At 58.7% G+C, this 12668-nt stretch carries 11 protein-coding genes; 5 read left to right on the forward strand and 6 right to left on the reverse strand.

Going from position 1 to position 12668, the window contains the following annotated elements; all coding sequences use genetic code 11:
* Positions 1-89: 89 nt before the first annotated feature.
* Positions 90-998 carry a DMT family transporter gene (locus tag ACR0M2_RS04095; protein ID WP_480704099.1) on the reverse strand — a complete coding sequence of 303 codons (909 nt, stop codon included), beginning with the start codon at positions 996-998 and terminating at the stop codon, positions 90-92.
* 40 nt (positions 999-1038) lie between these two features.
* Positions 1039-1638, reverse strand: a complete 600-nt coding sequence (locus ACR0M2_RS04100) for a LysE/ArgO family amino acid transporter (RefSeq protein ID WP_170347971.1) — start codon at positions 1636-1638, stop codon at positions 1039-1041.
* An 88-nt stretch (positions 1639-1726) separates the two neighbouring features.
* On the opposite strand from ACR0M2_RS04100, the gene ACR0M2_RS04105 reads away from it, so the two are divergent.
* The gene (locus ACR0M2_RS04105) at positions 1727-2617 is read left to right on the forward strand and encodes a LysR family transcriptional regulator ArgP (protein ID WP_480704100.1); all 891 of its coding nucleotides are present in this window, start codon (positions 1727-1729) and stop codon (positions 2615-2617) included.
* On the opposite strand, the gene ACR0M2_RS04110 is transcribed toward ACR0M2_RS04105, so the two are convergent.
* Together ACR0M2_RS04110 and ACR0M2_RS04115 are read right to left on the reverse strand one after the other, a co-directional pair.
* Positions 2612-3901 (reverse strand): permease, encoded by a 1290-nt coding sequence (locus ACR0M2_RS04110; protein ID WP_480704101.1) that lies wholly within the window; start codon positions 3899-3901, stop codon positions 2612-2614. The two genes, ACR0M2_RS04105 and ACR0M2_RS04110, sit on opposite strands and share 6 nt — an antisense overlap.
* A gap of 135 nt (positions 3902-4036) precedes the next feature.
* Positions 4037-4777 carry a YebC/PmpR family DNA-binding transcriptional regulator gene (locus tag ACR0M2_RS04115; protein ID WP_170347968.1) on the reverse strand — a complete coding sequence of 247 codons (741 nt, stop codon included), beginning with the start codon at positions 4775-4777 and terminating at the stop codon, positions 4037-4039.
* 110 nt (positions 4778-4887) lie between these two features.
* Between ACR0M2_RS04115 and ACR0M2_RS04120 the strand changes: the two genes are divergently transcribed.
* The 4 genes from ACR0M2_RS04120 to ACR0M2_RS04135 all read left to right on the forward strand — a co-directional run bounded on the left by ACR0M2_RS04120 (position 4888) and on the right by ACR0M2_RS04135 (position 10014).
* The gene (locus ACR0M2_RS04120; protein WP_480704102.1) at positions 4888-6660 is read left to right on the forward strand and encodes an SLC13 family permease; all 1773 of its coding nucleotides are present in this window, start codon (positions 4888-4890) and stop codon (positions 6658-6660) included.
* Positions 6661-6676: 16 nt separating this feature from the next.
* On the forward strand, positions 6677-7411 hold the full coding sequence (locus tag ACR0M2_RS04125; protein WP_480704103.1) for a glutamine amidotransferase: 735 nt from the start codon (positions 6677-6679) through the stop codon (positions 7409-7411).
* A gap of 72 nt (positions 7412-7483) precedes the next feature.
* The gene (locus tag ACR0M2_RS04130; protein ID WP_480704104.1) at positions 7484-8341 is read left to right on the forward strand and encodes a bile acid:sodium symporter family protein; all 858 of its coding nucleotides are present in this window, start codon (positions 7484-7486) and stop codon (positions 8339-8341) included.
* Between the two features lie 11 nt (positions 8342-8352).
* Positions 8353-10014: an FAD-binding dehydrogenase gene (locus ACR0M2_RS04135; protein ID WP_425081047.1), complete on the forward strand. Its 1662-nt coding sequence runs from the start codon at positions 8353-8355 to the stop codon at positions 10012-10014.
* 9 nt (positions 10015-10023) lie between these two features.
* Here ACR0M2_RS04135 and ACR0M2_RS04140 read toward each other — a convergent pair whose 3' ends face one another.
* Entirely contained in the window at positions 10024-10764 is a 741-nt protein-coding gene (locus ACR0M2_RS04140; protein ID WP_170347963.1) for a YbaY family lipoprotein, read from the reverse strand.
* 95 nt (positions 10765-10859) lie between these two features.
* A complete protein-coding gene (locus ACR0M2_RS04145) occupies positions 10860-12638 on the reverse strand; it encodes an SLC13 family permease (RefSeq protein ID WP_480687197.1) in 1779 nt (592 codons plus the stop codon).
* Positions 12639-12668: the final 30 nt, after the last annotated feature.

Below are 12668 nucleotides of genomic sequence, written 5' to 3' on the forward strand. Positions count from 1 at the left end.
AGCTGTCCCCTCCCTATGACTGGTAGGAAAACGCTACGGTGTTTTTATTGACTCGTCAATCAATAACCATTTCCGCACGCTGAAACCTGCTAGAGTTTTGGAGCTATACTGGGCGTGGTCAGGTTGCTGCGGTTCAGAACCGCTTCGCGCCAGGCGATGAAGCTGACGGCAGACAGGATCAGCGTACCCCCGGCAACAACCCAGATGTCAACACTTTCGTGAAAAACCAAAGCGCCCAGCAGTGTGGCCCAGATCAATTGCAGGAAGGTCACCGGCTGCGTGACCGCCACCGGAGCCGCCTGCAAGGCCAGCGTCATGAAATAGTGCCCCGCGGTGGCAAAGCAGGCGACCAGAAACAAAACCCAGATGTCACGCAAGCTGGGCGACTGCCAAACGGCGATGGCAAAGGGGATCAACGCCAGTGTCACCCAAATCGACAAATGCGCCACGACCACCGATGGTGGAATATCGCGCACCAGCAGTTTGGCCAGCAGGTAGGACCCTCCAAGCAGCAGAGCAGTTCCTAACATGGCCAGGTGACCGGTCGAAACCTCTCTGAACCCCGGGCGCAGGATGATCACCACACCGACCAACGCCACCATTATCGCCGCAATCCGGCGAAAGGCCAGCGGCTCACCCAAGAACAGCGCCGCACCCAACGTGACATAGACCGGCGTCATATAGTTCATCGCCGTGACCTCGGCCAAGGGGATCTGGGTCATTGCATAGAACCACAGCATCACAGCAAAGGCGTGAATGATCCCACGCAGCCCGAACAGGGTCAGATGACGCTTTGTGAGATGAGTCGACAGGATCAAACGCAGGGCCGGCAACAGAAATACCAACCCCAGAGCATAGCGTATGAATGCCGCCTGGATCGGACTCATTGTTGTGCCCAGCGATTTGACCAAGGCCGTCATCACCACAAAGGACAGCCCGGCGGCAAACATCCAGAACATGCCCGCAAGGGGCCGGTATGAGGTTGCAGACGTTTTCATGCCGAAACCTGAACACTGAAAACTGCGCAGGTACAACCCTTCACATGGCAACAAGTTTCAGTGCGATCCCCAGCATGACAATACCGATGACCACATCCAGAATCTGCCAGGCACGCGGTCTTACAAAGACCGGGGACAGCACCCTGGCCCCATAACCGAGGGAAAAGAAGAACACGAAGCTGGACAGCATCGCACCGCTCGCAAAGGCCAGACGGTCATCATACTGGGCCGAGATCGATCCGATCAACACTACCGTATCCAGATAGACATGCGGGTTGAGCCAGGTAAAAGCTAGCACCGTCAGCAGCACTGACCGCAGGCTGGCGCGTTGGCCTTTGGTCACGTCCATCGCCGCCCCGCCCTGCCACGCAGATTGCAGGCTGCGCAGCCCGTACCACGTCAGAAAGATCGCCCCTCCGTATCGCATGACTGTCTCAAACCAAGGTGCCGCTTCGGCCAGCGCACCAAACCCCGCGACACCTGCGGCTATCAGGATGGCATCCGACACTGCGCAGGTCAGACACAGGGGAAAAACGTGTTCGCGCCGCAATCCCTGACGCAACACAAAGGCGTTTTGTGCTCCGATGGCTAGGATGAGACTGAAGCCCAGTAAAAAACCGGCGAAAAGGGATGCGGACATGATGCCTCCTGTGCGTTCAGGGGCATTGACTATGTGCATTTTTGCATCCTATCAAATTAAAGATGTTGATCCTAATTAAGTTTAGCTAATGATGCTCGACCCCAACCACTTGTCGGCTTTGTCGTCGATTTTGCGGCACGGCAGTTTTGAGGCCGCTGCGACGGAACTTACGGTGACGCCTTCAGCCATATCCCAGCGGATCAAGGCACTGGAAGATCGCGTGGGGGCAGCATTGATCAATCGCGGACCGCCTTGCACCGGAACACCGGCGGGGCTGCGTATTGCCCAGCATGCTGAGGATATCGGTTTGCTCGAAGCGAAGTTGGCCCGCGAACTGACATTGGATCAAGGCACCGGCCCGGCCCGTGTCCGCGTGGCAGTGCCTGCCGACGTTCTGGCCACGTGGTTCATTGATGCCATGGCACAGGTAGATGGGTTGTTGTTTGATCTGGTGGTGGATGATCAGGATCACTCGGCCGAGTGGTTGCGGCGCGGCGAGGTCAGCGCCGCCATCACAGTAGGCGGTCAGCCGGTTTCGGGGTGCGACTCCTATGCCTTGGGCGCGCTGCGCTACATCGCGACCGCCAGCCCGGCCTATATGCAACAATGGTTTGCCGAGGGTGTAAACGAACGCTCGCTGGCCCTTGCCCCTTGCTTGACCTTCAACCGCAAGGACAACCTTCAACGAACGTGGATCATCGAACAGATGGGGTGCCGGATTTCCCCACCCTCGCATTTTCTACCGTCACCGCAAGGGTTTGTGGATGCGGCCATCGCTGGGTTGGGTTGGGGCATGAACCCTGTCGGGCTGGCGAAGAGCGCGCTAAATGATGGGCGACTACGTCCGCTGCTGCCTGAGGCCCCTCTTGACGTGGGTCTGACTTGGCAGGTGGGGCGCGTTCTGTCCTCTGCGCTGGTTCCGCTGACCCGCGCGGTCAGACAAACCGCGGCAAAGGAGCTTCTTCCGTCGCAATCATGACTGTCCCGGTTGCGCGCCCTTGGCCTGTTCCGTGTTGGGAAGAACCACGCGGTAACAGGTGAGGGCAGCAAACAGACTGACCATAGTGATGAACACAATGGCCCACGCAACCTCATGCATATGGGCGACCCCGGCCAAGGCCGCCGACAGGATCACCGCCGTGATCCGGCAAATACTTTTGATCGCCGCCGCGCCTTTGACACGTTGATCCTTTGGGGCCACGTCCAAATAATACAACTGCCGCGCACCGCTTATGCCAGTTACGGCCACGGTCACAACGAACAGCGCGATAGCATGCAGATGAACTGCGTGATCAATACCCAGAAAGTGGACAGTGACCAACGTGGCACCTGTCGCAGCAACCATCAGGTTTCCGGCCACCATGACGGCGCGGTGGGATTTCATGTTCACCAGCTGCCACAGCGGTGCCGAGACCAAATATCCGGACGCGGATGAGATGATCATGGCCGTCAGTCCCTTGGCTGAGGCATGATGTGCCTCGGCCGCGATCAGGGCAAAAAATGGCACCGACAGGGAGACCACGACCAAGGGCAGCCGCATGACCAGATACCGACGGAACCAAGCCTGGTCGAACATGGCGGCAATATCGGTAAAGTTCTCTGAAAATTTCCGTTTCCGCACCCTTTGCGGTGTGTCCTTGACCTCATCCCCTCGTGCGATTTCCGAGATCGCAAGAATGGACAGGCCAGACAGAACGAAAAAGGCCACCGAAACCGCAATCACGGTGGAATGGCGGGAAAACGGTGGGCTTTCCTTGGTGATCTCATGCACCAGCAGCGCCAATCCGATGGCTCCCAACCCGCCTATACCTAATTGAAGATAGTGCATGATCATCCGCGATTTGGATTGCACTTGATCCCCTATCAGATCCGTTAACATCAACGATTGAATTTCTTCGATCAGGCCGATCACGAAGAACGCTGCGACAAAGGCCAGTGCAATTGCAGGAACAAACCCGGTCGCGGCCACCAAAACAGCCATGACAAGACAGGCGCCTATACAAACCTCGGTAAGGGCAATCCCGCGTTTCTTCTGCTGTCGCGCCGAAATCGGCTGTGCCAGAAAGATATCCGAAATCATGCTGCCGACCATCCGAATGGACACCAATGCGCCTGCGATGAACATGGGCAATTCAAAAGAAACGGCCAAAAACGGCAGCACGATAGAAGGGCTGCCAAGCGTCCACGCGACCTGAGACAGGATGCTCTGACCGGTCAGAACAGGAATGTTGCGTTTGGGTTGGCTGGCTGGGCTGTCCGTCATTCGCTCAATCAGATTATGTGCCGTTTGGGCACAGATATTCTGGTCAAGCCTATCGGGTTCTGTCCAACCGGCCAAGAACCCGCAATGCAAAAAACCCGACCAGAGGCCGGGTTTTCCAACAGAAATTCAAAACGCTTAAAGCTGCGCCATGACCTCGTCCGTTGCCTCGAAGTTCGTGGTCACGCGCTGTACGTCATCGTCATCTTCCAGCGCATCGACCAGCTTCATCAGCTTTTGCATGTCTTCCAGCCCCAGCTCGGTTGTGGTGGTGGGTTTCCAGATCAGCTTGGTAGATTCGGATTCGCCCAGCGCGCCCTCCAGTGCGTTCGACACATCATTCAGGTCGGTGTCAGCACACCAGATGATGTGACCGTCTTCCGAGCTTTCGACGTCTTCGGCGCCGGCATCGATGGCGGCCTCAAAAACGGTGTCCGCATCGCCTGCAGTGGCCGGATACACCACCTCGCCCTTGCGGTCGAACATGAACCCTACCGAGCCGGTTTCACCCAGATTGCCGCCATTCTTGGAAAAGGTTGAACGCACGGTCGAGGCGGTGCGATTGCGGTTGTCAGTCATCGTCTCGACGATCACAGCCACACCGTTCGGGCCGTAACCCTCATACCGGATTTCTTCGTAATCGTCGCCTTCACCCGCAACCGACTTTTTGATCGCCCGGTCGATCACGTCCTTGGGGACTGAGTTCGACTTGGCCTCTTTAACTGCCAAACGCAGGCGTGGGTTCTTTTCGGGATCGGGGTCGCCCATCTTGGCGGCGACGGTGATTTCTTTCGACAGTTTGGAAAACAGCTTGGACCGCGCGGCGTCCTGACGTCCCTTGCGGTGCTGGATGTTGGCCCATTTGGAGTGGCCTGCCATGGTGCGTCCTCGTGATAGTGATTGCGTATTCGGCGCTCATATAGACGTTTGCAGGGCATGGGATCAAGAGAGCGGCTTGCGAGACGCCCCCTTGCGGGTATGGTGACGGGATGACGACAGATCAGATTATTCTTTTCACCCTTTTTGCCACTGTATTCGGAATGCTTCTGTGGGGGCGGTTTCGCTATGATCTTGTGGCGTTTTCTGCGCTGTTAATCGGGGTCGTTCTTGGCGTCGTGCCGGCGGACAACGCCTTCGCCGGGTTTGGACATCCGGCAACCATTATTGTGGCGTTAGTTCTGGTTGTCTCAGCAGGGCTGGTTCGGTCGGGGGCGGTGTTTCTGATCACGCGCACGCTGGTTGATGCCTCGCGCGGGCTTGGCGCGCATATCGCACTGATGGGCGGGATCGGAGCTGTTCTGTCGGCTTTCATGAACAACGTGGCCGCACTGGCCTTGTTGATGCCGGTCGACATTCAAACCGCGCGCAAGGCGGGGCGGTCGGTAGGCCTGACCCTGATGCCGCTGAGCTTTGCCACCATTCTGGGCGGAATGGCCACCCTGATCGGGACGCCGCCAAATATCATAATCGCCTCGATCCGTGCCGAAACATTGGGCGAGCCGTTCCGGATGTTCGATTTCGCCCCTGTCGGCGGGTTAGCGGCCATTGCCGGGCTGGCCTTTGTGTCTTTGATCGGATGGCGCCTAATCCCGAACCGCGGCCCGCAAGAGGAAACGTCCGAGGCGCTGGCGGAATACATCGCCGAACTGACCATCCCTCCGGAATCAGCGCATATCGGCAAGCGGGTCAGCGAATTGTATGAGGCTGCCGAGAAATCCGACGTCGCCATCATCGGTTTGATCCGCGATGGCAAGCGGCGCTATGGACGATCGGCCCATGCTACCTTGAAACCGGGCGACGCGCTGGTGCTTGAGGCGCGGCCCGAGGCACTGGATGAATTTCGTGCAGCGCTGAACCTCGATTTTTCGGACACGCGGAGGCAGGAGTTGCTGACGGCCGAGGGCGACGGGCTGGAAGTGATCGAGGTTGTTGCCACCGAAAGCGCCCGCATTACCGGACGCACCGCGCAAGGGTTAGGGCTTGCCTGGCGGCAAAGCACTGTGCTGATGGGCATCTCGCGCCAGGGTCGCCGTATCACTGAACAGGTCCGCAAGACCGAAGTCGAGGCAGGCGATATTCTGCTGCTGCTCTGCCCTCGTGACCGCAGTGCCGACGTGACCGAATGGCTGGGCTGCCTGCCGCTGGCCACGCGTGGCCTGAACGTCACCGCCAATGACAAGGCCTGGCTGGCCATCGGGCTGTTTGTCGCTGCGGTATTGGCCGCAAGTGTCGGGCTGATCTACCTACCGATTGCTCTGGGGTTTGTCGTAGTCGCCTATGTGCTGACCAAAATCTTGCCGATTGCCGATCTCTATAACCATATCGAATGGCCGGTCGTTGTGCTGCTGGGATCGATGATCCCGCTGGGCAGTGCTCTGGAGACATCAGGCGGCACCGAATTGATCGCCAATGCGCTAGTGCAACTGACGGATGGCCTGCCCGCATGGGCGATCCTGACAGTATTGATGGTTGTTACAATGACCCTGTCGGATGTGCTGAACAACACCGCCACGGCCATCGTTGCGGCCCCCGTTGGCATCCAAATGGCGCGCACGCTTGAAGTCTCTCCCGATCCGTTTCTGATGACGGTTGCCGTGGCAGCCTCGGCCGCGTTCCTTACCCCGATCGGGCACAAGAACAACACGCTGGTGCTGGGGCCTGGCGGATATCGGTTCGGGGACTACTGGCGCATGGGGCTGCCGCTGGAAATCCTCATCGTTGCAGTTTCCGTTCCTGCCATCCTTGTCTTCTGGCCGCTTTGACGGGTAAGGGCACTGCATGAAACAATTTCTGATCCTGCAACTGCGTCCCGAGACCGAAGCTTCGGACGCCGAATTCGCCTCGATACTGGACAAGACTGGCCTGTCGCCGGACCAGACCCATCGTATCCGTCTGGATTGTCAGGGCCTGCCCGCGGGTCTGGATGTGACAGATTATGCCGGCGTTATCGTAGGTGGAGGCCCCGGCTGCGTCAGTGATGATCCGGCGACGAAATCCGAGATGGATGCAAGTATCGAAGCGGCCATCATGGGTTTGATGCCGCAGATCACCGCGAATGATCACCCTTTCATGGGCTGCTGTTACGGATTGGGCATTCTCGCGGCGCATCTGGGCGGCGATGTCAGCAAGAAACAGTTCGGAGAACCCGTCGGCCCCTCGACCTGCCAACTGACAGATGAAGGCGCGCTTGACCCGCTGACCGCCGGGCTGGGCGACAGTTTTGAGGCTTTCGTCGGCCACAAAGAGGCTGTGCAATCCCTGCCCGACGGATGTGTCCACTTGCTGGCCTCGGACCCCTGTCCGTTTCAGATGATCCGCTGGGGTCAAAATGTGTATGCCACGCAGTTCCACCCCGAGGCCAACGCGCAAGATTTCGAACAGCGCATCAATATCTATAAGGATTTCGGCTATTTCCCGCCCGAAGACGCCCAGCGCCTGATCGATATCTGTCACGCCGCCGAGGTCACCAAGCCCGGCGAAATCCTGCGTCGCTTCGCCCAACGCTACATGTGACCCAACGGCGCGGTTGCTTGCGCGTTGAACCCTCGCTTAGGCTGATCCGAACGACTGAGGGAGGAGTTGTTCTTGGATTTGCTAATAAATGTCGGGCTGCCGTTGTCGCTGGCCATTATCATGCTGTCCCTTGGTGTTGGGCTTCAGGTATCTGACTTCCAACGGGTGCTGCGCCGGGGTTATCCTTTTGCCATAGGCGCGCTAAGCCAAGTTGTTTTGCTGCCCGTCGCAGCCTTCATCATAGTCAAACTCTTCGCTTTGCCGCCCGAGATCGCGGTGGGGTTCATGCTGCTTAGCTTTTGCCCCGGAGGGGTCACCAGCAACATCCTGTCCAAACTGGCCAAGGCCGATGTCGCGCTGTCGGTTAGCCTGACTGCCGTGATCAGCCTGTTGTCCATGATTACCGTTCCCGTTTTGGCGGCTTGGACCATCGCTCACTTCATGGGCGAAGACGCGCCCGAAGTGTCGATCACCGGGCTGGCCATTGCAATGTTCCTGATAACCACACTGCCCGTCGCCATCGGCGTCAGCCTGCGCCATTTCGCAGCCGGATTTGCCGAACAGATCGACGCGCCGCTGTCCAAGACGGCTACCGTTCTTTTCGTTCTGATCGTGATCGCCGCGCTTGCCGGGAACTGGCAGTTGTTCGTCGACAACCTTGGGATCATGGGCGCGAGTCTGATCACGCTGAACGTTGCGCTGTTGGCGATTGGATTGGGAATTGCCCGTGCCGCGAAGCTGTCGTGGACGGAAAGCAAAACGGTCTCAATCGAAACCGGCATTCAGAATTCGACGCTGGGGATCACGTTGGCGGCGCTGATCACCGGGACAGACAGCGGGTTCAGCCCGCTGGCTCTGCCCTCGGCCGTCTACGGGATCATGATGTATGTCGTGGCCCTGCCCTACATCGCCTGGCTCCGCGGCCGCTGAAAGGACAAGACATGACCAACACTACTGCTGACGCCATTGTCGTGGGCGCCGGACTGGCCGGGCTGGCCGCTGCGGCTGAGTTGGGGGATCGTGGCAAGAAGGTGATCGTGCTGGATCAGGAACCTGAGCATTTTCTGGGCGGGCAAGCGCATTGGAGTTTGGGCGGTCTTTTCATGGTCGACACGCCAGAACAGCGCCGGATGGGCATCAAAGACAGTCAGGACCTTGCGCTGCGCGACTGGATGGGCAGCGCGCAGTTTGACCGCGAAGAAGACGCATGGCCCCGCAAATGGGCCGAGGCCTATGTGGAATTCGCCGCAGGTGAAATGCGTCCGTGGCTGTATGAGATGGGCCTGCGCTGGTTTCCTATCGTTGGCTGGGCTGAACGCGGTGGGTCCTATGCGGATGGTCATGGAAATTCAGTGCCGCGGTTTCACATCACATGGGGCACCGGACCGGGCGTTCTGAAAAACTTTGTCCGACGCGTGCGCGAACATGTCAGCGCCGGTCTGATCGAATTGAAATTCCGCCATCAGGTCAGCCACATCATTATGCAGAACGGTTGCGCCAAAGGGGTCTCGGGCGAGGTTCTAGCCGATGACACGGTACCCCACGGTGCCAAAACCAACCGCGATGAAGTGGGTGAGTTCGAGGTCTATGCGCCCTCGGTCATCGTTACCTCTGGTGGGATCGGCGGCAATTTTGAGATGGTGCGCAAAAGCTGGCCCCGCGATCGGCTGGGTGAGCCGCCCAAAGATATGGTGGCGGGCGTGCCGTTTCACGTCGATGGTCGTATGATTCCCATAAGCGAAAAGGCCGGCGGGCATGTCATCAACGGCGATCGGATGTGGCACTATACTGAGGGTGTGCGGAACTGGAATCCGATCTGGCCCGCGCATGGCATCCGTATCCTGCCCGGCCCCAGCTCAATGTGGTTTGACGCGCGTGGCAATCGGTTGAAACCGCCTTTCATGCCGGGGTTCGATACGCTGGGCACGCTGCAGGAAATCCTGAAAACCGGGTATGAATACAGCTGGTTTGTGCTGACTCAAAAGGTGATCAAAAAGGAATTCGCCCTGTCGGGTTCGGAACAGAACCCAGACATGACCGACGGCGGCTGGCGCGAGGTGCTGTTCCAGCGCGTCCTGACCGGCTCAAAGGCCACTGCGCCTGTCGAGGCCTTTAAGGAACATGGTGAGGATTTCATTGTCGCCAACACCCTGACCGAGCTTGTCAGCGGTATGAACCAGATGGGTGGTGGTCTGATCGACGAGACCCATTTGCGGGCGCAGATCGAGGCGCGGGATTCACAGGTCGACAACCCCTTTACCAAAGACGCGCAGATGGCCGCCATTCTGGCTGCTCGCAACTATCGTGGCGACAAGCTGATCCGCACCGCCAAGCCGCACAAGTTTCTTGATCCCGCGAACGGCCCGCTGATCGCCGTGAAACTGCACGTACTGACACGCAAAACGCTGGGTGGATTGCAGACCAATCTCGACAGCCAGATGATCGGCGCGGATGGTCAGGTTGTGCCCGGCCTGTTTGCCGCAGGCGAAGTCGCCGGGTTTGGCGGCGGCGGTTATCACGGCTACAACGCGCTGGAAGGCTCGTTTCTGGGCGGCTGCATATTTTCGGGCCGCAATGCCGGGCGATCAAGGGCCGTCGCCTGACGGCCCCGCCTACCGGGTGCGCACGAATTTGATAACCGGTTCGCCTGCGGCATCCAGAAAGGCCAGCGCATCGCCTTCAACCGCGTAAGTGGTGACGCTTTGCAAGGCTTGAAAGAATTGCCGCTCAACCTCTTCCAAGGCCGGAGGACACGCCATCAGCGTGGCAGCCATATTGTCAGGGAATGTGATAGTCGCACCGGAAATGTCGGCCTGCCCGTTGAATCGGTTGCAGCCACCGCTGCCTGAAAAGGCACCATCTTGGGCAAAGTTAATCTCTGGGCGGCGCTCTGCTTCAATCGGTGCACCGTTCAGGGCGGCGGCCGTCCACTGCGTGTTGTCCAGCATGTTTCCCCCCTGCACTTGCACCAGCATAAGGTCTGCGGAATTTCCTGCCCCATCGGTCAGAACCGGATAGGCCGTATCGGTGGTGAACAGCAGGTCTTGCCCCTGGCTGATCGAGGCCCGCACCACATAGCGGTGCCCGTCCTTGATCAGTGCGTCATCGAATGTCAGCTCGAACTGCGCGGGAACGCTGTCCATTGCATAGCGTTTTGCAGCAAGGGACACTGCCGGTGCATCGGCCAGAGAGACATCCTGAAGCTCGACATATAGCGTCGCATCGGGCGGCACGGCAATCCGCTCTCGATAGGCAGCGGTTCCCGTTACGGTTCCAGCATGGCTTTGGCTGCCCAAAATAGTCAGGACAAGAGCGCAGACAACGATGGCCTGGCCGAGCTTTGGAAATGGCATGACACAATCCTTTCACTTCCACTTTGGTGAAAAGATCGTGGCCAGATCAGTATTTACAAGACCTAGTGATCCAAATCGGCGATTCCACGCCTGATTTACAGGGGCCAGATCAGCGGGATCAACAACGACGCCAGCAGCCCAACAGTCAGGTTCAGCGGAATGCCGACCTTCATGAAATCGACAAACCTGTACCCGCCCGGACCATAAACCATCATGTTGGTCTGATACCCGATCGGCGTCGCGAACGAGGCTGAGGCCGCCACCATCACCGCCACCACCAGCGGGCGCGGGTCAATCCCGACCGCCTGAGCCAACCCGATGGCAATCGGTGTCACCACCACGGCCACCGCGTTGTTTGATACCAGTTCAGTCAGCACCGAGGTCAGCAGGTATACGGCCCAGATGATCAGGAAGGGCGGCAATGAGCTGAGGCCCGGAGCAATCGCCTCGACAATCAGCGATACAGCACCGGATTTATCCAGCGCGGCCCCTATGGCCAGCATCGAGAAGATCAACGCCAGCAAGCGGCCCTCGACAAAAGAAAATGCTTCATCCGCGTCGATGCAGCGCGTGATCAGGACCACCGCAACTGCCAGAACCGACAGCAACAGGATCGGTGCGACACCCAACGCGGCCAAGGCGACGATACCGACCAGCGCGCCAATCGCAATGGGGGCATGGCTTCGCCGGAACGCACGTGCCGACGGTTGCGAAACGTCGACCATGTCCATGTCGGCGGCCAGTTTCTGAATGTCAGCGGGCGATCCTTCCAGCAGCAGCGTGTCGCCGACCCGCACCACAAGATCATCCAGTTGACGCCCGATATTCTGGTTCCGTCGGTGTACAGCCAGCACATAGACACCATACCGACGCCGCAAACGCAGCGTACCCAGCGTCCGACCCACCATGCGGCAACCTGGGGTGATCAGAACCTCGACCGTCTTGGTCTCAACGGCCGAGACCTGATCGACGCGCTTTAGTTCCTTGTTGCTTTGCAAGCTCAGCAATTCGGTCATTTCAGTTCGCAGAACGACACGGTCGCCAAGTTTCAGCTCAACACCTTTCAGATTACGCCGCAGCGACTCATCCCCGCGGATTACGTCGATCAGCCGCACACCGGGGCGCTTGAACAGCTGAACCCCTGTGACCTCTCGACCGATAAGGTTGCTTTCAGGCGGAATGACGGCTTCGGTAAAGAACTTCATCTTGGACCGGTCGGACAGCAAGGTTGCCATGCTGTCCCGATCCGGCAGCAGGCGCGGCGCGATAAAGCGCAGGTAGACCATACCGTAGATCACCAGAGCGATGCCCAACGGGGTCACCTCGAAAATGGTGAAGGCGGGCATCCCCTGCGCACGGGCCACACCATCCACCAACAGGTTGGTCGAGGTTCCGATCAACGTCAGCGTGCCGCCTAAAATCGCTGCATAACTCAACGGGATCAGCAATTTCGAGGCCGGAACATTCAGCGTGCGCGCGATCTGCACAAATACCGGGATCATCACGACAACCACCGGCGTATTCGACACCACGGCCGACGCCAGCACAACAAACGCCATCAGCAACCCGATGGCGAAACGCGGGTTTACCTGTGCCTGCTTTTGCGCGGTCGAGGTAAATGCGTCCAGCGCGCCAGTGCGCACCAGAGCCCCCATGATGATGAACATCGCCGCAATCGTCCACGGCGCCGGGTTGGATAGAACCGCCAGCGCGCTTTGATACGGCAAGATACCCGTCACCAGCATGATGGCGACACCGCCGATGGCAACGACCTCGGTCGGGTAGACCTCACGCAGGAACATGACGAACATGCCCGCGACGACCAAAAGCGCCAGTATTGCGCTGCCTGTTTCTGTCAGTTGAAGGAATTGCATTCTTGGTATTCTGTCCGAACCCTAGCCTGG

Source organism: Ruegeria sp. BE10, from assembly GCF_056538905.1.

Excerpts from the sequence above, each read along its gene's own strand:
- ACR0M2_RS04125 (WP_480704103.1), top strand. The coding sequence starts at position 6,677 with ATGAAACAATTTCTGATCCTGCAACTGCGTCCCGAGACCGAAGCTTCG.
- ACR0M2_RS04120 (WP_480704102.1), top strand. The coding sequence starts at position 4,888 with ATGACGACAGATCAGATTATTCTTTTCACCCTTTTTGCCACTGTATTC.
- ACR0M2_RS04140 (WP_170347963.1), bottom strand. The coding sequence starts at position 10,764 with ATGCCATTTCCAAAGCTCGGCCAGGCCATCGTTGTCTGCGCTCTTGTC.
- ACR0M2_RS04100 (WP_170347971.1), bottom strand. The coding sequence starts at position 1,638 with ATGTCCGCATCCCTTTTCGCCGGTTTTTTACTGGGCTTCAGTCTCATC.
- ACR0M2_RS04145 (WP_480687197.1), bottom strand. The coding sequence starts at position 12,638 with ATGCAATTCCTTCAACTGACAGAAACAGGCAGCGCAATACTGGCGCTT.
- ACR0M2_RS04110 (WP_480704101.1), bottom strand. The coding sequence starts at position 3,901 with ATGACGGACAGCCCAGCCAGCCAACCCAAACGCAACATTCCTGTTCTG.
- ACR0M2_RS04095 (WP_480704099.1), bottom strand. The coding sequence starts at position 998 with ATGAAAACGTCTGCAACCTCATACCGGCCCCTTGCGGGCATGTTCTGG.
- ACR0M2_RS04115 (WP_170347968.1), bottom strand. The coding sequence starts at position 4,777 with ATGGCAGGCCACTCCAAATGGGCCAACATCCAGCACCGCAAGGGACGT.
- ACR0M2_RS04105 (WP_480704100.1), top strand. The coding sequence starts at position 1,727 with ATGATGCTCGACCCCAACCACTTGTCGGCTTTGTCGTCGATTTTGCGG.
- ACR0M2_RS04135 (WP_425081047.1), top strand. The coding sequence starts at position 8,353 with ATGACCAACACTACTGCTGACGCCATTGTCGTGGGCGCCGGACTGGCC.